Below are 19,421 nucleotides of genomic sequence, written 5' to 3'. Positions count from 1 at the left end.
AATTAACGGATCTCAATCATCGGTCGGCCGCCGCGCGCGGTGACCAGCTCGCCGATCGCCGTCAGGGTGATGCCAAACTCGGCAGCGGTCGCCTGAACCTCGGCTTCGGATTCAGGCGTGACCGCCAGCAGCAGGCCGCCGGACGTTTGCGGATCGCACAGCAGGTTGCGCCACTCCTCAGGCATTTCACCCATCAGGTGACCGTAGCTGGCGAAGTTGCGCTGGGTACCGCCCGGAACCGCGCCCTGAGCAATGTACTCTTCCACGCCCGGCAGCTTCGGCACGTCCTGATACCAGACCTGCGCCTGCACGCCCGCGCCCTGACAGACTTCAGAGAGGTGCCCCAGCAGACCAAAACCGGTAACGTCGGTCATCGCCTTCACGCCATCGATATTGGCGAATGCCGCACCGGCGAGGTTCATCTGGCACATCACTTCCGTAGCCAGACCGATATGTTCTGGCTTCAGCAGGGATTTTTTCTCGGCGGTGGTGAGTACGCCAATGCCCAGCGGTTTGGTGAGGAACAGTTTGCAGCCCGCCTGCGCGGTGCTGTTGCGCTTCACGCGCTCGGTCGGCACCACGCCGGTGACGGCCAGGCCGAAGATAGGCTCCGGCGCATCGATAGAGTGACCCCCGGCCAGCGCAATCCCCGCCTGCTGGCAGGCGAAACGTCCGCCATCAATCACCTCGCGGGCGATTTCCGGTGGAATGGTGTTGATAGGCCAGCCCAGAATGGCAATCGCCATGATTGGCTTACCGCCCATGGCGAAGATATCGCTGATGGCGTTGGTGGCCGCAATGCGCCCGAAGTCGAACGGGTTGTCGACAATCGGCATAAAGAAGTCAGTGGTACTGATAATGCTGGTGCCGTTACCCAGGTCATAAACTGCAGCATCGTCACGCGTTTCGTTGCCGACAAGCAGGTTCGGGTCGACAAACTTCGCCTGTTCACTGTGCAGAATGGTCTCCAGCACTTTCGGGGAAATTTTACAACCGCAACCGGCTCCGTGGCTGTACTGCGTTAAACGAATGGTTTGCTCGCTCATGGACGTCTCCTGTCATCTCAATCGCGCTATGGTAGCGCTCATTCCATAAAGAGGTAAGTATGACTGTCTGAATTCTGCGGCAGATGCTCAGAATCCAGACAGTTTAGCGTGCGTTATCAGAAACGGCTGACGAAAGGCGTGGTGTCCGGCACGCTGATGGTGCTGGAGGCTTTAAGCTGCGGGGTGCCGAGGTAAAGGAAACCGACAATTTTATCGTGCTCACCACAGGAGAACCCTGCCCGCACGGCGGCACTTCCGGTCAGCGGCCCGGTGCGCCAGATACCGTTGAAACCCTGCGCGACGGCGGCCATCTGCATCGCCATCACCGCACAGCCAGCGGACATTTCCTGCTCCCAGACCGGCACCTTATGGTCGGCCTGGCATTTCGCCACGACAGCGATAATCATCGGGGCGCGGAACGGGGCATTGCGCGCCTTGTCGATACCTTTCTCATCCTGCCCTGCGGCAACTGCGCCCTGCTCCAGCAGTTGGCTAAAGCGTTCGCGGCCTTCGCCTTCAATCACAAAGAAGTGCCATGGCTGCAGCGTGCCGTGATCCGGGGCACGCATGCCGGCACGCAGAATGTTTTCCAGCTGCTCGCCCACAGGGGCAGGTTCGGCCAGACGTGACGCGCTACGACGGTTAACAAGCAGTTCAAGTGCATCCATTGGTTAACTCCTTTCTTGAAATTAATTCACAAAATTAACACGACGGCAGAATTTGTTACAGCCTGGCAGGCGATTCCTGCTGACAAGTGGCGGTTGGGTCATTACGATAACCCAACATTACCGTCCAGTGGCGACGGAAACAGTCATTTTCTGGTTAGGGAGAATACATGCGAACCCTTTGGCGAATCTTTGCCGGTTTCTTTAAATGGACGTGGCGACTGCTCAACTTCGTCCGCAACCTGGTGATGAACATCTTCTTCATCTTCCTGGTTCTGGTTTGCGCGGGCATCTGGATGCATATCAGCAACGCGAATCAGGCTCAGCATTCGACTCGCGGAGCTCTGTTACTCGATATCACTGGCGTGATCGTTGATAAACCGTCCACCAGCAACCGTCTGGGGGTCATTAGCCGCCAGCTGTTTGGTGCGACATCTGACCGCCTGCAGGAAAACTCCCTGTTCGATATCGTCGATACCATTCGTCAGGCCAAAGACGACCGCAACATTACCGGTATCGTGCTGGATCTGAAAGACTTTGCCGGCGGCGATCAGCCTTCCATGCAGTACATCGGTAAAGCGCTGCGCGAGTTCCGCGACAGCGGCAAGCCGGTGATTGCCGTGGGCGACAGCTATAGCCAGGGTCAATATTATCTGGCGAGCTTCGCCAATAAGATCTGGCTCTCGCCGCAGGGTACGGTCGATCTGCACGGCTTTGCCACCAACGGGCTGTATTACAAGTCGCTGCTCGACAAGCTGAAGGTCACCACCCACGTCTTCCGCGTCGGTACCTATAAATCTGCCGTGGAGCCGTTTATCCGCGACGATATGTCCCCTGCAGCCCGTGAAGCGGACAGCCGCTGGATTGGCGAGCTGTGGCAGAACTACCTCGGTACCGTTGCCGCTAACCGTCAAATTACCCCTGAGGAGGTGTTCCCGGGCGCTCGCGGCGTGCTGGATGGACTGCGTAAGGTTGACGGTGATACCGCGAAGTATGCGCTTGATAACAAACTGGTTGATGCCCTTGGCACCAGCGCTGAGGTTGAAAAATCCCTGAGTAAACAGTTTGGCTGGAGTAAAGAGGACAAAAACTACAGCGCCATCAGCATGTATGACTATGCGGCGAAAAAACCGGACGACAGCGGCGACAGCGTCGCCGTGGTGTTTGCTAACGGCGCCATCATGGACGGTCAGGAAACCCCGGGGAACGTGGGCGGTGATACTACCGCGTCACAAATCCGCGACGCACGCCTTGATCCGAAAGTGAAAGCGATTGTCCTGCGCGTCAACAGCCCTGGCGGCAGCGTCAGCGCCTCCGAGGTGATCCGCGCTGAACTGGCCGCAGCGCGTGCCGCTGGCAAGCCGGTCGTTGTATCCATGGGCGGCATGGCCGCGTCAGGCGGGTACTGGATCTCCACGCCGGCCAACTACATTGTGGCTAACCCAAGCACGCTGACCGGCTCGATTGGCATCTTCGGGGTGATTAATACCGTCGAAAACAGCCTGGATTACCTGGGCGTGCATACTGATGGCGTTGCCACCTCTCCGCTGGCGGATGTGTCGGTGACAAAATCCCTGCCACCGGAAGTCTCTGATATGATGCAGCTCAGCATTGAGAACGGCTATAAACGCTTTATCACGCTGGTTGCCGATTCGCGTAAAAAGACGCCTGAGCAGATCGACCAGATTGCGCAGGGCCACGTCTGGACCGGGCAGGATGCGAAGAGCAACGGTCTGGTCGACAGCCTGGGCGATTTCGACGACGCGGTGAAGAAAGCCGCTGAACTGGCGAAGCTCAAGCAGTGGCACGTTGAGTATTACCAGGACGAACCGTCGTTCTTCGATATGGTGATGGACAGCATGTCTGTCTCCGTACGCGCCATGCTGCCGGAGGCGCTGCAGGCGTACCTGCCTGCCCCCGTTGCCACGGCTGCGAAAGCGATGAAGGCGGAAAGCGATAAGCTGGCAGCCTTTAACGATCCACAGAGTCGTTACGCGTTTTGCCTGACCTGCGCTAACGTCCGTTAAAAACCGTCCCCTCTTCCCGCGAAGAGGGGATTTTTTCTTTTGAAGAACAAGAACTCACTACCATGCAGAAGAAATCGATTTATGTAGCCTACACTGGCGGTACCATCGGTATGCAGCGCTCTGAAAACGGCTATATCCCTGTATCCGGCCACCTTCAGCGTCAGCTTGCGCTGATGCCTGAATTCCACCGCCCGGAAATGCCTGACTTTACCATCCACGAATACGAGCCGCTGATGGACTCCTCCGACATGACGCCGGAAGACTGGCAGCACATCGCGGATGATATTAAAGCCCATTACGACCAGTATGACGGCTTCGTGATCCTGCACGGCACCGACACCATGGCGTTCACCGCTTCGGCCCTCTCCTTCATGCTGGAGAACCTGAGCAAGCCGGTGATCGTCACCGGGTCGCAAATTCCGCTGGCGGAGCTGCGCTCAGACGGGCAGATCAACCTGCTGAACTCCCTGTACGTGGCGGCCAATTACCCGATCAACGAAGTGTCGCTATTCTTCAACAACCGCCTGTATCGCGGCAACCGCACCACCAAAGCTCATGCAGATGGTTTTGACGCCTTCGCCTCGCCAAACCTGCAGCCGCTACTGGAAGCGGGTATTCATATCCGTCGCCTGGGAACGCCTCCGGCACCGAACACCGCCGGCGAGTTGATTGTGCATCCGATTACCCCGCAACCGATTGGCGTGGTCACCATTTATCCGGGGATCTCCGCTGACGTGGTGCGTAACTTCCTCCGCCAGCCGGTGAAAGCGCTGATCCTGCGCTCCTATGGCGTCGGCAACGCCCCGCAGAACGGCGAATTCCTGAAAGAGCTGCAGGAAGCCAGCGAGCGCGGAATTGTGGTGGTGAACCTGACCCAGTGTATGTCCGGCAAGGTCAACATGGGCGGCTATGCCACCGGCAACGCGCTGGCGCATGCGGGGGTGATCAGCGGCTTCGATATGACCGTTGAGGCAACCCTGACTAAACTTCACTATTTACTGAGTCAGGATCTGGACATTCAGTCCATTCGCAGCGCGATGATGCAAAACCTGCGCGGCGAACTGACTCCGGACGAATAAGGAGTACTCATGAAGCAACGCGCCCTGCTACTGGTCGATTTGCAAAATGATTTCTGTGCGGGCGGTGCGCTGGCCGTCGCCGAAGGTGACAGCACCGTTGACGTGGCAAACGCCCTGATTGACTGGTGCAAAGCCCGCGGCGAAGCGGTTGTCGCCAGCCAGGACTGGCACCCGGCGAACCACGGCAGCTTTGCCAGCCAGCACAACGTTGAGCCTTTCACTCAGGGAGCACTCGACGGGCTGGCGCAAACCTTCTGGCCGGATCACTGCGTGCAGCAGACGGAAGGCGCGGAGCTGCATCCGCTCCTGCATCATAAGGCCATCGACGCGGTGTTCCATAAAGGTGAAAACCCGGCTATCGACAGCTATAGTGCGTTTTTCGATAACGGGCATCGCCAGAAAACGGCGCTGGACGCGTGGTTGCGTCACCATGAAGTCACGGAGCTGATTGTGCTGGGCCTGGCAACGGATTACTGCGTGAAGTTTACCGTGCTGGACGCGCTCCAGCTGGGCTATACCGTCAGCGTCATCACCGACGGCTGTCGCGGGGTGAACATTCACCCGCAGGACAGCGCTCAGGCGTTTATGGATATGGCCGCCGAAGGCGCCACGCTGTATACGCTGGCAGACTGGCTGGAAACGCAGGCGTAGCCTTTTAGCCGGGTGGCGGCTGCGCTTACCCGGCATTTCCTCTCCGATCCCCATAAAGTGAACTCCCTCGCATCCTCAGCGAAGCGGCAATGTTATTCTCTTCAGGCTGTTTTTTCGCCACGCCTTTTCTGTGGCGTGGTTATTTTTATTTAGTCAAAGAGGAACTTATATGAAACGTTTGCCCTTGCTGGCAGCATTACCTTTGCTTTGCGCTTCACTTGCGTCCGCCGCGCCCCTGATGTCCGTGGGCTACTTTAACGGGGGTGGAGATGTGACCGCCGGACCGGGTGGTGATATCAATAAACTCGACGTTCGCCAGATCACCCACCTGAACTACTCGTTTGGTCTTGTTTATAACGACGAGAAAGACGAGACCAACGCCGCGCTGAAAGATCCGGCGAAACTGCATCAAATCTGGCTGTCGCCAAAAGTGGCGTCCGATCTGGCCCTCATTCCCACCCTACGTAAACAGAACCCGAATCTGAAAGTCCTGCTTTCCGTTGGCGGCTGGGCCGCGCGTGGTTTCTCTGGCGCAGCGGCAACCAAAGAGAGTCGCGCGGTGTTTATCCGCTCCGCGCAGGAGATTGTTGAGAAATACGGTCTGGACGGGATCGACCTCGACTGGGAGTATCCGGTCAACGGCGCGTGGGGGCTGGTTGCAAGCCAGCCCGCCGACAGGGATAACTTCACCGCCCTGCTGAAAGAGATGCGCGACGCGTTCGGGCAGAAAAAGCTGGTGACCATCGCGGTGGGCGCCAATGCGGAAAGTCCGAAAAGCTGGGTGGATGTCAAAGCTATTGCCCCGCTGCTGGACTATATCAACCTGATGACCTACGACATGGCGTACGGGACACAGTATTTCAACGCGAACCTGTATGACTCCAGCGCCTGGCCGACCGTGGCCGCTGCCGACAAATACAGCGTCGATTTTGTGGTGAACAACTATCTGGCCGCCGGGCTGAAGCCGCAGCAGATGAACCTCGGGATTGGTTTCTATGGCCGCGTACCGAAACGTGCCGTAGAGCCGGGAATCGACTGGACGAAACCGGATGCGCAAAAAAATCCGGTCACCCAGCCCTACTTTGGACCGCAGGAGATCGGCTTGTTTAAGTCGCTCGGCTATGACCTGACCAAAGATACCTACGTGAAGTACAACGATATTGTGAAGAAGCTCTTGAACGATCCGCAAAAGCGTTTTACCGAGCACTGGGATGACCAGGCGAAGGTGCCGTGGCTGTCGGTGAAAGGTGCCGATGGCAATGCGCTGTTTGCGATTTCCTATGAGAACCCGCGTTCCGTTGCGATCAAAGCGGACTACATCAAGGAGAAAGGTCTCGCCGGGGCGATGTTCTGGGAGTATGGCGCGGACGATAATAATCAGTTAGCAAAACAGCTGGCGGAGTCGCTCGGGATACCGCATAAGCAGTAAGACAATCAAGCCCTCTCCCCGTGGGTGAGGGCTGCAAGCTGCACCGTTATTGCATTTTCATCGTCGCAATCGGCTTCGGCGTGATGCCAAAATCTTCCTTCAGTTCGCGCTTGCTCTTCATCACCATCTGACCGTTGGTGTCGATAGTCATGTGCTGCGCGTCGATGTTATTGCGCGCTTGCCACAGCATTACCAGCTGCAGACTGTTTTCTTTTTGCTCAGGCGTGAGCGCCACACCATCCGGCCATTTTCCCAGTTCAACGGCGGTCACCAGACGCTGATAAACTTCCGGAGTCATCCCGTTAATCATGTCATCGATATTCACGATCTCTCCCTTTCAAAGGAATAATTTGCTGAATCGTTTTTTCAACCCTTAATCTGGTCGCCGTTTTCATCATCAGTGAAGCTCATTGAGGCTGAATTGACGCAGAAACGCTCGCCCGTTGGCTGAGGACCATCCGGGAAGACGTGCCCCAGGTGCGCGTCGCAGTTGCCACAGCGAATTTCGGTACGCACCATACCGTGCGACGAGTCGGTCAGATAGCGGATTGCATCGTCGCTCACCGGCTCGTAAAAGCTTGGCCAGCCGCAGCCGGAGTCGTATTTCGTTTGGGAATTGAACAGCGGGGCATCACAGACCAGACAGTGATAGATGCCGTCTCGCTTGTTGTGCAGCAAACGCCCGGTAAATGGCGGCTCCGTGCCGTGATTCTGCGTCACGTAAAACTGCATTTCTGTGAGGTTTTTTTTCAAATCGTCAGGGTTACGTTGGTTCGACATATGCTTACATCTCGCTGTAGAAACAGACATCTTTTAACCCGAATTCTAACAAAACATTAACACCCTTGCGTGCACTTTTGTTCTAAACTTATGTGTCGCGAAAAGGCGGTCAGGCAATTGTGATCATGTTCACATTTTTATCCTGCGAGGACTTTAAAATTCCGGGCGCAGCCCCCATGTGGTTGCAAGCTCAAAGGGAAAGTGAGGCGAGTCAGTCGCACAAACGTTAGTCACAGGATTGATTTGTCGCAATGATTGACACGATTCCGCTTGACGCTGCGTAAGGTTTTTGTAATTTTACAGGCAACCTTTTATTCACTAACAAATAGCTGGTGGAATATATGACTATCAAAGTAGGTATCAACGGTTTTGGCCGTATCGGCCGTATTGTTTTCCGTGCTGCTCAGAAACGTTCTGACATCGAAATCGTTGGTATCAACGATCTCCTGGACGCTGAATACATGGCGTACATGCTGAAGTACGACTCAACTCACGGTCGTTTCGACGGCACCGTTGAAGTGAAAGACGGCCACCTGGTTGTTAACGGCAAAACCATCCGCGTTACTGCTGAGAAAGACCCAGCTAACCTGAAATGGAACGAAATCGGTGTTGACGTTGTTGCTGAAGCAACCGGTATCTTCCTGACCGACGAAACTGCACGTAAACACATCACTGCGGGCGCGAAGAAAGTTGTTCTGACTGGTCCATCCAAAGACAACACCCCAATGTTCGTTCGTGGTGCAAACTTCGAAACTTACGCTGGCCAGGACATCGTTTCTAACGCATCCTGCACCACCAACTGCCTGGCACCGCTGGCTAAAGTTATCAACGACAACTTCGGCATCATCGAAGGTCTGATGACTACCGTTCACGCGACCACCGCTACTCAGAAAACTGTTGACGGCCCGTCTCACAAAGACTGGCGCGGCGGCCGTGGCGCGGCTCAGAACATCATCCCATCCTCTACCGGTGCGGCTAAAGCTGTAGGTAAAGTACTGCCAGAACTGAATGGCAAACTGACTGGTATGGCGTTCCGCGTTCCAACTCCTAACGTATCCGTTGTTGACCTGACCGTTCGTCTGGAAAAAGCTGCTTCTTATGAAGAAATCAAGAAAGCAATCAAAGCTGCTTCCGAAGGCGCAATGAAAGGCGTTCTGGGCTACACCGAAGACGACGTTGTATCTACCGATTTCAACGGCGAAGTGTGCACTTCCGTGTTCGATGCTAAAGCGGGTATCGCACTGAACGACAACTTCGTGAAACTGGTTTCCTGGTACGACAACGAAACCGGCTACTCTAACAAAGTACTGGACCTGATCGCTCACATCTCCAAATAAGTTGAGATGAGTGTTTGATCCAAAAAGGCGACTTCGGTCGCCTTTTTTATTTTTAAGACAGAGGATTGCTTAATGATTAATAAAATTTTTGCACTTCCGGTAGTCGAACAACTTACCCCTGTGCTCTCCCGCCGTCAGATTGACGGTGCCGACGTTATCGTCGTTGACCATCCGCGCGTCAAAGCGTCCGTGGCGCTGAACGGCGCTCATCTGCTCTCCTGGAAACCGGAAGGTGAAACGGAAGCGCTGTGGCTGAGCGACGCCACCTCGTTCAAAAAAGGGGATGCGATTCGCGGCGGCGTACCGATCTGCTGGCCGTGGTTTGGCCCGTCAGCGCAGCAGGGTTTACCTTCGCACGGGTTTGCCCGTAACCAGCAGTGGACGCTGAAAGCGCACAACGAAGACGACAACGGTGCGGTACTCACCTTTGAACTGAAAGCCAATGATGAAACTCGTGCCCTGTGGCCGCACGATTTCACCCTGTACGCCCGTTTCAAACTGGGTCAAACCTGTGAGATTGAGCTGGAAGCCCACGGCGAGTTCGAAACTACCTCTGCCCTGCACACCTACTTCAATGTGGGTGACATCAGCGCTGTGAAAGTGAGCGGCCTTGGCGATACCTTTATCGATAAAGTCGATAACGCGAAGGAAGGCAAACTGAGTGACGGCGTTCAGGCTTTCCCCGATCGTACCGACCGCGTCTATCTGCACCCGGAAGCATGCAGCGTCATTCACGACAGCGCCCTGAACCGCAGAATTGAAGTGGTTCACCAGCATCACAGCAACGTGGTGGGCTGGAACCCGGGTCCTGCTCTGTCCGTAAGCATGGCCGACGTGCCTGACGACGGTTATAAAACGTTCGTCTGCGTGGAAACGGCCTGCGTGACCACGCCGCAGAAAGCGAGTGAAGAAAAGCCGTCTCGTTTAGGACAGACGATCCGCATCGTTAAGCGATAATACCGCTGCACCACACTAAAGCAAACGGGGCGCATGGCGCCCCGTTTTGATGCAAAGAATGCACTGCATTAATGCACAATCAGAACTTGTAGCTCACACCCACAGAGAAGATGCCAGCCCAGGACTTATCGACCATCGGGCTATCTTTCACTTCATCGCTCAGACGCTCATAACGGCCAGTGCCGTAAACGCTCCAGTCGCCGAGGAAGTTATAGCTCGCGGTCAGCTCCAGGTAAGGATCCCAGCCGTCATCCGCGCTGTAGCTTTTCAGACCACTGCGGCGTGACTCGTTTTTAGAAACGCCGTAGTAGTAGTCGTTATAGTTTTCGCTATTGTACTGCACGCCAATACCCGGCGTCAGGGTGAGACCACCGTTGGTATAGCGATACAACCATGCCAGATCCCAGATAAAGCCGTTGCTGTTATCCAGCGTGTCACCCGCCAGGGCCGTACGCAGGAAGCCATACTGGGTGTTATGGACATAGGAAAGCCCGGCCATCATGGAGCTTTTACGCTTGTCGAGCTGACGAAGCGCGTGGCTATCGCTGTCGCCTGGCTTGAAGTGCGTTGGATCGTAGTAAGCCATGATGGAGAGCTTGTCGGCCGTATCGTTCCACAGATAGTAGCCGCCGCCGAGACCGCGGAACCAGAAGTTATCGCCTTCATAGGTGACAACGGGAACGGGATACACATCGCGGTCATACTGCTTGTATGGGCTGTTAATCACGCCAACGCCCGCGCCAACCGTCCACTGACTTTCCGCCTGAGCGGTGCTAACTGCGGTCGCGGCAAGGATGCCCAATGCCAGAAGTTTGAGTTTGGTCACAATCCATTCTTTCCTGTAGTCAAATAATCAGCGGGTGAAGTGTAACCGCCATTCCCGTACATCCCAAAATTTTTTGCCTGCTAATCAGTCTGATTAACCCGTTATTTTTCACTTTTCAGATGACAGCCCGCTTTCATTTATATGACCAATGAATGAAAAACGCGCTTAAGCCTTATAACTCAGGTGGAAATTTTTGGATGAGTTATTGATATGTCATTGAAATTAGATTTTCTCAGCATGCAAGTTTGGCAAATGCCATCTACGCTTAAATTTAAGAAGAGTTTTCCTGGGCACCTGCGGTTCTTAGCGTCTGACCTGGCACACAGGTTGCTGCTCTGGCAGTGGGGTGCGAGAGATTCTCTTCCGGGAGCCTCCACTACTCATACGAACGGCTCTTATCCTGTGCTAAAAAACGAAAGGACGGCATGCCATGAATATATTCGATCACTATCGCCAGCGCTATGAAGCTGCCAAGGACGAAGAGTTCACACTGCAGGAGTTTCTTACCATTTGTCGGCAAGATCGCAGTGCCTATGCCAATGCGGCAGAACGGCTATTGATGGCTATTGGTGAGCCAAACATGGTTGATACTGCCCTGGAGCCACGGCTTTCCCGTCTGTTTTCGAATCGGGTGGTTGCCCGATATCCTGCGTTCGAAGAGTTCTATGGTATGGAAGATGCCATTGAACAGATTGTCTCCTATCTGAAGCATGCCGCTCAGGGTCTGGAAGAGAAGAAACAGATCCTCTATTTACTCGGCCCGGTCGGTGGCGGTAAATCCTCGCTGGCTGAACGCCTGAAATCACTGATGCAGCGCGTGCCTATTTATGTGCTGAGCGCCAACGGCGAGCGCAGCCCGGTGAATGACCATCCGCTGTGCCTGTTTAACCCGCAGGAAGATGCGCAAATTCTGGATAAAGAATATGGCATCCCGCGTCGCTACCTCGGCACCATTATGTCCCCATGGGCGGCAAAACGCCTGCACGAGTTTGGCGGTGATATCACCAAATTCCGCGTGGTGAAAGTGTGGCCGTCTATCCTGGAACAGATCGCCATTGCTAAAACAGAGCCGGGTGATGAGAACAACCAGGATATCTCGGCGCTGGTGGGTAAAGTCGATATCCGCAAGCTGGAAAACTTCGCGCAGAACGACCCGGATGCCTATGGTTACTCAGGCGCGCTGTGCCGCGCGAACCAGGGGATTATGGAATTCGTCGAGATGTTTAAAGCACCGATTAAAGTGCTGCATCCCCTGCTGACGGCGACCCAGGAAGGGAACTACAACGGAACGGAAGGTATTTCTGCCCTGCCGTTTAATGGAATTATTCTCGCCCACTCGAACGAATCTGAATGGGTGACCTTCCGTAATAACAAAAACAATGAGGCCTTCCTTGACCGCGTGTACATCGTCAAGGTGCCTTATTGCCTGCGGATCTCTGAAGAGATCAAAATTTACGAGAAACTGCTTAACCACAGCGAACTGGTGCACGCGCCTTGCGCACCGGGAACCCTGGAAACGCTGTCTCGCTTCTCCATCCTGTCGCGCCTGAAAGAGCCGGAAAACTCCAGCATCTATTCGAAAATGCGCGTCTATGACGGTGAAAGCCTGAAAGATACCGATCCAAAAGCGAAGTCCTATCAGGAATACCGCGACTACGCCGGGGTTGATGAAGGGATGAACGGTCTGTCCACGCGCTTCGCGTTTAAGATCCTCTCCCGCGTCTTTAACTTCGACCATACGGAAGTGGCGGCCAACCCGGTGCATCTGTTCTACGTGCTGGAGCAGCAAATTGAACGCGAGCAGTTCCCACAGGAGCAGGCTGAACGCTACCTTGAGTTCCTGAAAGGCTACCTTATCCCGAAATACGCCGAGTTCATCGGCAAAGAGATCCAGACGGCCTATCTGGAATCCTATTCAGAATACGGGCAGAACATTTTCGACCGTTATGTCACCTACGCTGACTTCTGGATCCAGGATCAGGAGTACCGCGACCCGGATACCGGCCAGCTGTTTGACCGTGAATCCCTGAACGCGGAGCTGGAAAAAATTGAGAAGCCTGCCGGGATCAGCAACCCGAAAGACTTCCGTAATGAGATTGTGAACTTCGTCCTGCGCGCCAGAGCGCATAACAACGGGCGTAATCCGAACTGGACCAGCTACGAGAAGCTGCGCACGGTTATTGAGAAGAAAATGTTCTCCAATACCGAAGAACTGTTGCCGGTGATCTCGTTTAACACCAAAACCTCAACCGATGAGCAGAAGAAACACGACGATTTTGTCGACCGAATGATGGAAAAAGGCTACACCCGCAAGCAGGTTCGCCTGCTCTGCGAATGGTATCTGCGCGTGCGTAAATCGTCTTAAAACAAGTGCCCGGCGGCGTCTGCGCTTGCCGGGCCAACAAAAACGCAAGTTGGCAAATGCAGTACGGGGGGTATATGACCTGGTTTATTGACCGGCGTCTTAACGGCAAAAACAAGAGCACGGTGAACCGCCAGCGCTTCTTGCGTCGTTATAAAGCGCAAATTAAACAGTCGATCTCCGAGGCCATCAACAAACGCTCGGTGACCGACGTCGACAGCGGCGAGTCTGTCTCCATCCCTACCGATGACATCAGTGAACCGATGTTTCATCAGGGGCGCGGCGGCCTGCGCCACCGCGTTCATCCAGGTAACGACCACTTCGTTCAAAACGACAGAATTGAGCGTCCTCAGGGCGGCGGCGGTGGTTCAGGAAGCGGTCAGGGACAGGCCAGCCAGGACGGTGAAGGTCAGGATGAGTTCGTTTTCCAGATTTCGAAAGATGAATATCTCGACCTGCTGTTTGAGGACCTTGCTCTGCCGAATCTGAAAAAGAATCAGCACCGTCAGCTTAACGAATACAAAACCCATCGCGCGGGCTATACCGCCAACGGCGTGCCTGCCAATATCAGCGTGGTGCGTTCGCTGCAGAATTCACTGGCGCGCCGTACGGCCATGACGGCAGGGAAACGTCGTGAACTGCGCGAGCTGGAAAGTAACCTGAAGGTCGTGGAAAACACGGAACCAGCGCAGCTGCTGGAAGAAGAGCGCCTGCGTAAAGAAATTGCCGAACTGAGAGCGAAGATCGACCGCGTGCCGTTTATCGACACCTTTGACCTGCGCTACAAGAACTACGAAAAACGCCCTGAGCCTTCGAGCCAGGCCGTAATGTTCTGTCTGATGGACGTGTCCGGCTCGATGGACCAGGCCACCAAAGATATGGCGAAGCGTTTCTATATCCTGCTCTATCTGTTCCTGAGCAGAACCTACAAGAACGTGGAGGTGGTCTATATCCGCCATCACACCCAGGCCAAAGAGGTGGATGAACACGAGTTCTTCTACTCCCAGGAGACCGGGGGCACCATTGTATCAAGTGCCCTGAAGCTGATGGACGAAGTCGTGAAAGAGCGTTATGACCCGGCGCAGTGGAACATTTATGCCGCGCAGGCGTCCGATGGCGATAACTGGGCCGACGACTCACCGCTGTGTCACGAGATTCTGGCGAAGAAAATTCTGCCGGTGGTGCGTTACTACAGCTATATCGAAATCACCCGTCGCGCCCACCAGACCCTGTGGCGGGAGTATGAACATCTGCAATCGATGTTCGATAACTTTGCCATGCAGCATATCCGTGACCAGGATGATATCTATCCGGTGTTCCGGGAGCTGTTCCACAAGCAAAGCGCGAACAGCAATGCATAATCCTACAGCCAGCGAACGCGCTGGCTGTTTTCTTTCGCCCCCCGTAAATCCCGTGCTAATGTAACAAGTTGCATACTGGATGATCATCGGGGAAATCGTGATGACTGACGACGTAATTGGAACAAGAACCCACCAACAGCTGATGACCTTACTCACCGAGCAGGGCGCCCGTTTTCGCGTTATGGAGCACGAGGCGGTCGGGAAATGTGAAGCAGTGAGTGAAATCCGCGGAACCGATCTGCGTCAGGGTGCAAAAGCCCTGGTTTGCAAGGTAAAGGGAAACGGCGTAAAAAAACACGTACTGGCGATTCTGGCCGCCGACCTGCAGGCCGATCTGAGCCAGCTTGCCAGCCACTTTGGTGGTCTGAAAGCTTCCCTCGCCAGCCCGGCCGAGGTCGATGCCCTGACCGCCTGCGTTTTCGGTGCGATCCCGCCCTTTAGCTTCCATCCTGATTTGGCACTGGTGGCCGACCCGCTGCTGTTCGAGCGTTTCGACGAAATTGCCTTTAACGCCGGTGTACTGGAGAAATCCGTGATTATGGACACCCAGGATTACCTGCGCATCGCCCGTCCTGAGCTTGTAAACTTCCATAAAGCGTCGTCGTGACGGCGCTAGCCTCTTCTTTCCAGAAACAGCACGGAGGCGATGAGAATCACGGCAATAGCGAAAAACGATGAGGAGATGATCAGCGTTTCAACAAACATGTGATCGTTCATAATGGCGACCCTTTGCGATACCTGCCTTCGTTTTAATCCGTGCAAATGACAAGGTTATGACAACAATATAATCTTTTTAAAACTGTTCTCCGCCACTTTTCCGCGTACAGTAAGCAGGGTAACTATTCTGGCAAGGACTCCCCATGTTTGACCCTACTCTGCTTATTCTTCTGGCTCTCGCCGCGCTCGGCTTTATCAGCCATAACACCACCGTTGCCATCTCGATTCTGGTGCTGATTATTGTGCGCGTAACCCCGTTAAATACCTTTTTCCCGTGGATAGAAAAACAAGGCCTCACCATCGGGATCATCATTTTAACCATCGGGGTAATGGCGCCCATCGCCAGCGGCACCCTTCCCGCCTCAACGCTGCTGCACTCGTTTGTGAACTGGAAATCGCTGGTGGCCATCGCGGTGGGGATTTTTGTTTCATGGCTGGGCGGACGCGGCGTTACGCTGATGAGCAGCCAGCCCTCGCTGGTGGCAGGCCTGCTGGTGGGCACGGTACTCGGCGTCGCGCTCTTCCGCGGCGTACCGGTAGGCCCGCTGATTGCGGCAGGCCTTGTCTCGCTGTTCATCGGGAAGTCATAGTCAGGCTGGCCATATAACGCGCCGGTGTCTGACCCAGCCCCTTTTTGAACATGGTGATGAACGCGGTGGTAGAGTCATAGCCCAGTGACTGTGCCACCTGCTGCACCGATTTCCCGCTAATCAAATGCTGTAACGCCACGATCAGCTGAAGCTGGTGACGCCAGCGGCGAAAGCTTAAACCGGTCTCTTTCACCACCAGCCGCGCCAGGTTGCGTTCACTCATTGCGAAATGGCTCGCCCATTGTGCCAGCGTCTGCCAGGCGGCGGGCTCTTCCGCCATTCTCTCGCTCATCAGCCGGATTTTGGGATGGGGCGAGACGGGCAGTTGCAGATGCTCCTGACGCTGTAGCGGCAGCTCGTCAAACAGGACGCCCACCAGGCGGGACGTGGCCGCAAGGTGACGCTGCTCGTTCGATTTCTCCGCCAGCGATAAAATCAGCTCACGTACCAGAGGGGAAATTTTCAGGGTGCAGCAGCGGTCGGGTAAACTGGCAGCGCCCGGTTCAATGAATAAAAAACAGAGCTGCGCGCCCGGCGTAGCCCTGTTGCTGTGCGGCATTTGGCCCGGGATCCAGACGGCATACTGGGGCGGTACCATCAGCATGGCATTTTCCACTTCGCAGGTAATGGCACCGCCGAGCGCCAGAATCAGCTGCCCCTTACGGTGATGATGCACGGGAATATATTGCTCCTCCGCCACCACGCGGATGCGAAAGGCGACGGCTGCGTCGTGCTGGCTATCAGGATCGTAGCCCTCCAGTCCCAGACCAATCATCAGGTTGTCCGATATTAGCGATAAACTGTCATTTTAGCTTGATTTCAACCGCTGAGAAAATCGGTATTGTGTGCGCTCGCTTGAACGTATGAGAACACAATGACTACTGCTATTCGCACCTCTGGAAAACACGGCGCGCTGTTGATTGCAGGCATCCTGATGATTGCCACTACGCTTCGCGTCACCTTTACCGGGGCGGCCCCGCTGCTCGATACCATTCGCCTTGATTATGGCTTAAGCACCGCGCAAACCGGTCTGCTAACCACTCTGCCCCTGCTGGCTTTCGCCCTTATCTCCCCGCTTGCTGCGGGCGTGGCCCGACGTATTGGCATGGAGCGCAGCCTGTTTATCGCCCTGCTGCTGATTTGCGCCGGAATTGCGCTTCGCTCTCTGCCGTCCGCGGCCCTGCTGTTCATCGGAACGGCGGTCATTGGCTGCGGGATCGCGCTCGGGAACGTGCTGCTTCCCGGCTTGATTAAGCGTGATTTCCCGGGACAGGTTGCCAGGCTCACGGGCGCCTATTCCCTGACGATGGGCGCCGCTGCCGCCCTGGGCTCGGCTCTGATCGTTCCGCTGGCGCAGGGTGATGCGGGGTGGCATGGCGCGCTGCTGATGCTGATGGTGTTTCCGCTGATTGCCTTGCTGCTCTGGCTGCCCCAGTGGCGTCAGAAACACGTTGCGACGGTAACGGGCGCTGGCGCGTTGCATAACCGCGCGATCTGGCGCTCGGCCCTCGCCTGGCAGGTGACGCTCTTTCTGGGGATCAACTCGCTGATTTATTACGTTATCATCGGCTGGCTGCCGGCCATTTTGCTCAGCCATGGCTTCAGCGAAGCGCAGGCGGGCTCGGTGCATGGTCTTTTACAGCTGGCGACGGCGGTGCCGGGTCTGGCCGTTCCGCTGGTCCTTCAGCGTCTGAAAGATCAGCGAACCATCGCCGGTGCGGTGGCGATGATGTGCGCGGTCAGCGCGGCCGGGCTGTGGTTTATGCCAGATCTGGCGGTGATGTGGACGCTGGTGTTTGGCTTTGGCTCCGGGGCAACGATGATCCTTGGCCTGACGTTCATCGGTCTGCGCGCCAGCTCTGCGCATCAGGCTGCGGCGCTCTCCGGCATGGCGCAGTCCATTGGCTACCTGCTCGCTGCCTGCGGCCCCCCGCTGATGGGCAAAATCCACGATTCGGCAGGAGACTGGCGGATCCCGCTTCTCGCCTGCGCGCTGGTCGCTGTCGTCATGGCCGTCTGCGGCGTCCTTGCCGGGCGCGACCGGGAGATCGCGCCCCGTTAAACACAGTGGCAGACCACCGGGTCTGCCTTTTTATCCGCGCGCCGCGCGCAGCATCGCCTGCACCAGCACGACAGGGCGTCCCTCCAGCGCAGCACGCTCGTGCTGGAATAAGGTGATGACAAAGAACGGGTGAGTAACCAGTTCCGCCGCGCGAATTTCCCCCTGGTCGTCCCAGCCGGTCACCCGCATATCTCCGCTCTCCAGTTCCTGCGCAAACGCCGCCGACACGCCATAGTTACAGTGATAGCCCTCCTCAATTTCCGGCTTGCCGTAGGCTTTCGCGATGAGCGTATTACTCCGCAGTTCAATGGCATCGGTTTTTTCTACCAGCGAGCAGGTCAGCGGCGCAATCACCATCGTGCCTTCGGTATCTGTCTCAGCGTGTGCCGCGTCGCTCCAGCCCAGCACGTTGCGGGCATACTCAATCAACGCATGCTGGAATCCACCGCAGGTGCCAAGGAACGGAATGCTGTTTTCACGGGCATAGCGTGCGGCGATAAAAGCGGCCTCGGTGTTTTTATAGGGACTGGCAGGAACCAGCCAGATGGCATCGTAGCCCACCAGATCTTCCGGGCTGGTCAACTCCGTGGTGGCAAGCCAGTCATAATCGGCGGTGAGGTCAAGAACTGCCGCGGCGTCATCAATGGCCAGCGGGATCGCCTTGTGTGCAGTAACGTCAGGATTGTAGTCGCCAACCAGCGCAATGCGCAGCGTCGTTTTAACCGGGAGGTGTTCCATGAAAGGTTCCTTATGCCAGAGTATTATCAGATAACATAAGGAACCTCAGACTACCGATCTTCTGCAATTATCACAATACCTTAAATCAGGAGGGTGGAAATATGATTCAGTGCAAACGCGTCTATGAGCAGGCAAGTCCGGAGGATGGGTATCGGGTTCTGGTGGACAGGCTCTGGCCCCGGGGGGTTAAAAAAACGGACCTTGCCTGTGACGAATGGTGCAAAACGCTCACCCCGTCGAATGAATTACGCAAGGATTTTCATAGCGAAGCCATTGATTTCACGGCCTTCAGCAAAGCCTATCGGGATGAGCTGACGCAGCATAAGGATGAGGGGCAGCGTCTGGCAGCGCTGGCAAAAAAGCAGACCTTAACCCTGCTCTACGGCGCGAAAGATAAGGAGCAAAATCACGCGCTGGTCTTAGCCGACTGGCTGCGCCATCTGTGATCAGCCGACCGTCAGCTCATTCTGGCTTTGCGGGGCTTCGTCCGGGGTGAGTGGCATCAAATGTTCGGCGCGAACAAACGCAAAGCCGTGCTGATTGTCGAAGGCGTAAACATCACCGGTCACCAGCCAGAGCGCGCGGTCCGCGCTTTCAGGTAACTGCGTCATCACGCCGTTGACCGGGTTAACGAAACGCTGGCCTGGCTGGCAAAGGCCAAACAGCTCAACAGATTTACCAATATTACGACGGCCTGACGCCGTGCGGGCACCGACGATCATCGCCACGCTGCCCGGTTTAAGCTGAAACATACTTCTCTCGCGGTAACAGTAGCCAGAAACTAGCTAAGAATA

General features: G+C 55.6%; 21 protein-coding genes. 12 read left to right on the top strand and 9 right to left on the bottom strand.

The window, feature by feature from the left end:
- Positions 1 to 2 precede the first annotated feature (2 nt).
- Both selD and ACWKXT_RS01930 read right to left on the bottom strand, forming a co-directional pair.
- Positions 3 to 1,046, bottom strand: a complete 1,044-nt coding sequence (selD, locus tag ACWKXT_RS01935; RefSeq protein WP_454527125.1) for a selenide, water dikinase SelD — start codon at positions 1,044 to 1,046, stop codon at positions 3 to 5.
- 116 nt (positions 1,047 to 1,162) lie between these two features.
- Positions 1,163 to 1,714 (bottom strand): NAD(P)H nitroreductase, encoded by a 552-nt coding sequence (locus tag ACWKXT_RS01930; RefSeq protein ID WP_454531520.1) that lies wholly within the window; start codon positions 1,712 to 1,714, stop codon positions 1,163 to 1,165.
- Positions 1,715 to 1,881: 167 nt separating this feature from the next.
- On the opposite strand from ACWKXT_RS01930, the gene sppA reads away from it, so the two are divergent.
- The 4 genes from sppA to ACWKXT_RS01910 all read left to right on the top strand — a co-directional run bounded on the left by sppA (position 1,882) and on the right by ACWKXT_RS01910 (position 6,897).
- On the top strand, positions 1,882 to 3,738 hold the full coding sequence (gene sppA / locus ACWKXT_RS01925) for a signal peptide peptidase SppA (RefSeq protein WP_454531519.1): 1,857 nt from the start codon (positions 1,882 to 1,884) through the stop codon (positions 3,736 to 3,738).
- 62 nt (positions 3,739 to 3,800) lie between these two features.
- Positions 3,801 to 4,817, top strand: coding sequence for an asparaginase (ansA, locus tag ACWKXT_RS01920; RefSeq protein ID WP_008500705.1), 1,017 nt, complete (start codon positions 3,801 to 3,803; stop codon positions 4,815 to 4,817).
- Between the two features lie 9 nt (positions 4,818 to 4,826).
- The gene (pncA, locus tag ACWKXT_RS01915) at positions 4,827 to 5,468 is read left to right on the top strand and encodes a bifunctional nicotinamidase/pyrazinamidase (RefSeq protein ID WP_454531518.1); all 642 of its coding nucleotides are present in this window, start codon (positions 4,827 to 4,829) and stop codon (positions 5,466 to 5,468) included.
- 169 nt (positions 5,469 to 5,637) lie between these two features.
- On the top strand, positions 5,638 to 6,897 hold the full coding sequence (locus ACWKXT_RS01910; protein WP_454531517.1) for a glycoside hydrolase family 18 protein: 1,260 nt from the start codon (positions 5,638 to 5,640) through the stop codon (positions 6,895 to 6,897).
- Positions 6,898 to 6,943: 46 nt separating this feature from the next.
- On the opposite strand, the gene ACWKXT_RS01905 is transcribed toward ACWKXT_RS01910, so the two are convergent.
- Both ACWKXT_RS01905 and msrB read right to left on the bottom strand, forming a co-directional pair.
- Positions 6,944 to 7,222, bottom strand: a complete 279-nt coding sequence (locus ACWKXT_RS01905) for a YeaC family protein (protein ID WP_454531516.1) — start codon at positions 7,220 to 7,222, stop codon at positions 6,944 to 6,946.
- Between the two features lie 41 nt (positions 7,223 to 7,263).
- The gene (gene msrB / locus ACWKXT_RS01900; RefSeq protein ID WP_454527131.1) at positions 7,264 to 7,677 is read right to left on the bottom strand and encodes a peptide-methionine (R)-S-oxide reductase MsrB; all 414 of its coding nucleotides are present in this window, start codon (positions 7,675 to 7,677) and stop codon (positions 7,264 to 7,266) included.
- Positions 7,678 to 8,018: 341 nt separating this feature from the next.
- On the opposite strand from msrB, the gene gapA reads away from it, so the two are divergent.
- Together gapA and ACWKXT_RS01890 are read left to right on the top strand one after the other, a co-directional pair.
- The gene (gene gapA / locus ACWKXT_RS01895) at positions 8,019 to 9,014 is read left to right on the top strand and encodes a glyceraldehyde-3-phosphate dehydrogenase (RefSeq protein ID WP_014831506.1); all 996 of its coding nucleotides are present in this window, start codon (positions 8,019 to 8,021) and stop codon (positions 9,012 to 9,014) included.
- Positions 9,015 to 9,086: 72 nt separating this feature from the next.
- Positions 9,087 to 9,971, top strand: coding sequence for a D-hexose-6-phosphate mutarotase (locus tag ACWKXT_RS01890; protein WP_454527133.1), 885 nt, complete (start codon positions 9,087 to 9,089; stop codon positions 9,969 to 9,971).
- A gap of 79 nt (positions 9,972 to 10,050) precedes the next feature.
- On the opposite strand, the gene ACWKXT_RS01885 is transcribed toward ACWKXT_RS01890, so the two are convergent.
- A complete protein-coding gene (locus ACWKXT_RS01885) occupies positions 10,051 to 10,797 on the bottom strand; it encodes a MipA/OmpV family protein (RefSeq protein ID WP_080327430.1) in 747 nt (248 codons plus the stop codon).
- Between the two features lie 430 nt (positions 10,798 to 11,227).
- Between ACWKXT_RS01885 and yeaG the strand changes: the two genes are divergently transcribed.
- The 3 genes from yeaG (at position 11,228) to ACWKXT_RS01870 (ending at position 15,127) form a co-directional block, all read left to right on the top strand.
- Complete coding sequence (gene yeaG, locus ACWKXT_RS01880; protein ID WP_454531515.1) at positions 11,228 to 13,162, top strand: protein kinase YeaG; 1,935 nt, start codon at positions 11,228 to 11,230, stop codon at positions 13,160 to 13,162.
- A gap of 74 nt (positions 13,163 to 13,236) precedes the next feature.
- Entirely contained in the window at positions 13,237 to 14,520 is a 1,284-nt protein-coding gene (locus ACWKXT_RS01875) for a YeaH/YhbH family protein (protein WP_454527135.1), read from the top strand.
- Between the two features lie 100 nt (positions 14,521 to 14,620).
- On the top strand, positions 14,621 to 15,127 hold the full coding sequence (locus tag ACWKXT_RS01870; RefSeq protein ID WP_454531514.1) for a YbaK/prolyl-tRNA synthetase associated domain-containing protein: 507 nt from the start codon (positions 14,621 to 14,623) through the stop codon (positions 15,125 to 15,127).
- 5 nt (positions 15,128 to 15,132) lie between these two features.
- Here ACWKXT_RS01870 and yoaI read toward each other — a convergent pair whose 3' ends face one another.
- On the bottom strand, positions 15,133 to 15,237 hold the full coding sequence (gene yoaI, locus ACWKXT_RS01865) for a small membrane protein YoaI (RefSeq protein ID WP_119914826.1): 105 nt from the start codon (positions 15,235 to 15,237) through the stop codon (positions 15,133 to 15,135).
- Between the two features lie 143 nt (positions 15,238 to 15,380).
- On the opposite strand from yoaI, the gene ACWKXT_RS01860 reads away from it, so the two are divergent.
- Positions 15,381 to 15,827, top strand: a complete 447-nt coding sequence (locus tag ACWKXT_RS01860) for a DUF441 domain-containing protein (RefSeq protein WP_008500737.1) — start codon at positions 15,381 to 15,383, stop codon at positions 15,825 to 15,827.
- Here ACWKXT_RS01860 and ACWKXT_RS01855 read toward each other — a convergent pair.
- The gene (locus tag ACWKXT_RS01855) at positions 15,811 to 16,602 is read right to left on the bottom strand and encodes an AraC family transcriptional regulator (protein WP_454527137.1); all 792 of its coding nucleotides are present in this window, start codon (positions 16,600 to 16,602) and stop codon (positions 15,811 to 15,813) included. The genes ACWKXT_RS01860 and ACWKXT_RS01855 overlap by 17 nt on opposite strands.
- 99 nt (positions 16,603 to 16,701) lie before the next feature.
- Here ACWKXT_RS01855 and ACWKXT_RS01850 point away from each other — a divergent pair, with 99 nt between their 5' ends.
- A complete protein-coding gene (locus ACWKXT_RS01850) occupies positions 16,702 to 17,889 on the top strand; it encodes a CynX/NimT family MFS transporter (RefSeq protein ID WP_454527138.1) in 1,188 nt (395 codons plus the stop codon).
- Between the two features lie 30 nt (positions 17,890 to 17,919).
- Here the strand turns inward: ACWKXT_RS01850 and ACWKXT_RS01845 are convergent, their stop codons facing one another.
- A complete protein-coding gene (locus ACWKXT_RS01845; protein ID WP_454527139.1) occupies positions 17,920 to 18,627 on the bottom strand; it encodes a CTP synthase C-terminal region-related (seleno)protein in 708 nt (235 codons plus the stop codon).
- A 101-nt stretch (positions 18,628 to 18,728) separates the two neighbouring features.
- On the opposite strand from ACWKXT_RS01845, the gene ACWKXT_RS01840 reads away from it, so the two are divergent.
- On the top strand, positions 18,729 to 19,073 hold the full coding sequence (locus ACWKXT_RS01840) for a DUF488 domain-containing protein (protein ID WP_454531513.1): 345 nt from the start codon (positions 18,729 to 18,731) through the stop codon (positions 19,071 to 19,073).
- Here ACWKXT_RS01840 and ACWKXT_RS01835 read toward each other — a convergent pair whose 3' ends face one another.
- The gene (locus tag ACWKXT_RS01835) at positions 19,074 to 19,379 is read right to left on the bottom strand and encodes a hypothetical protein (protein WP_454527141.1); all 306 of its coding nucleotides are present in this window, start codon (positions 19,377 to 19,379) and stop codon (positions 19,074 to 19,076) included.
- Positions 19,380 to 19,421 lie beyond the last annotated feature (42 nt).

The sequence above is a fragment of the Enterobacter sp. UPMP701 genome, from assembly GCF_053709515.1.
The sequence above is the reverse complement of the archived record's forward strand: the minus strand, read 5'-3'. Positions and strand labels throughout refer to the sequence as shown.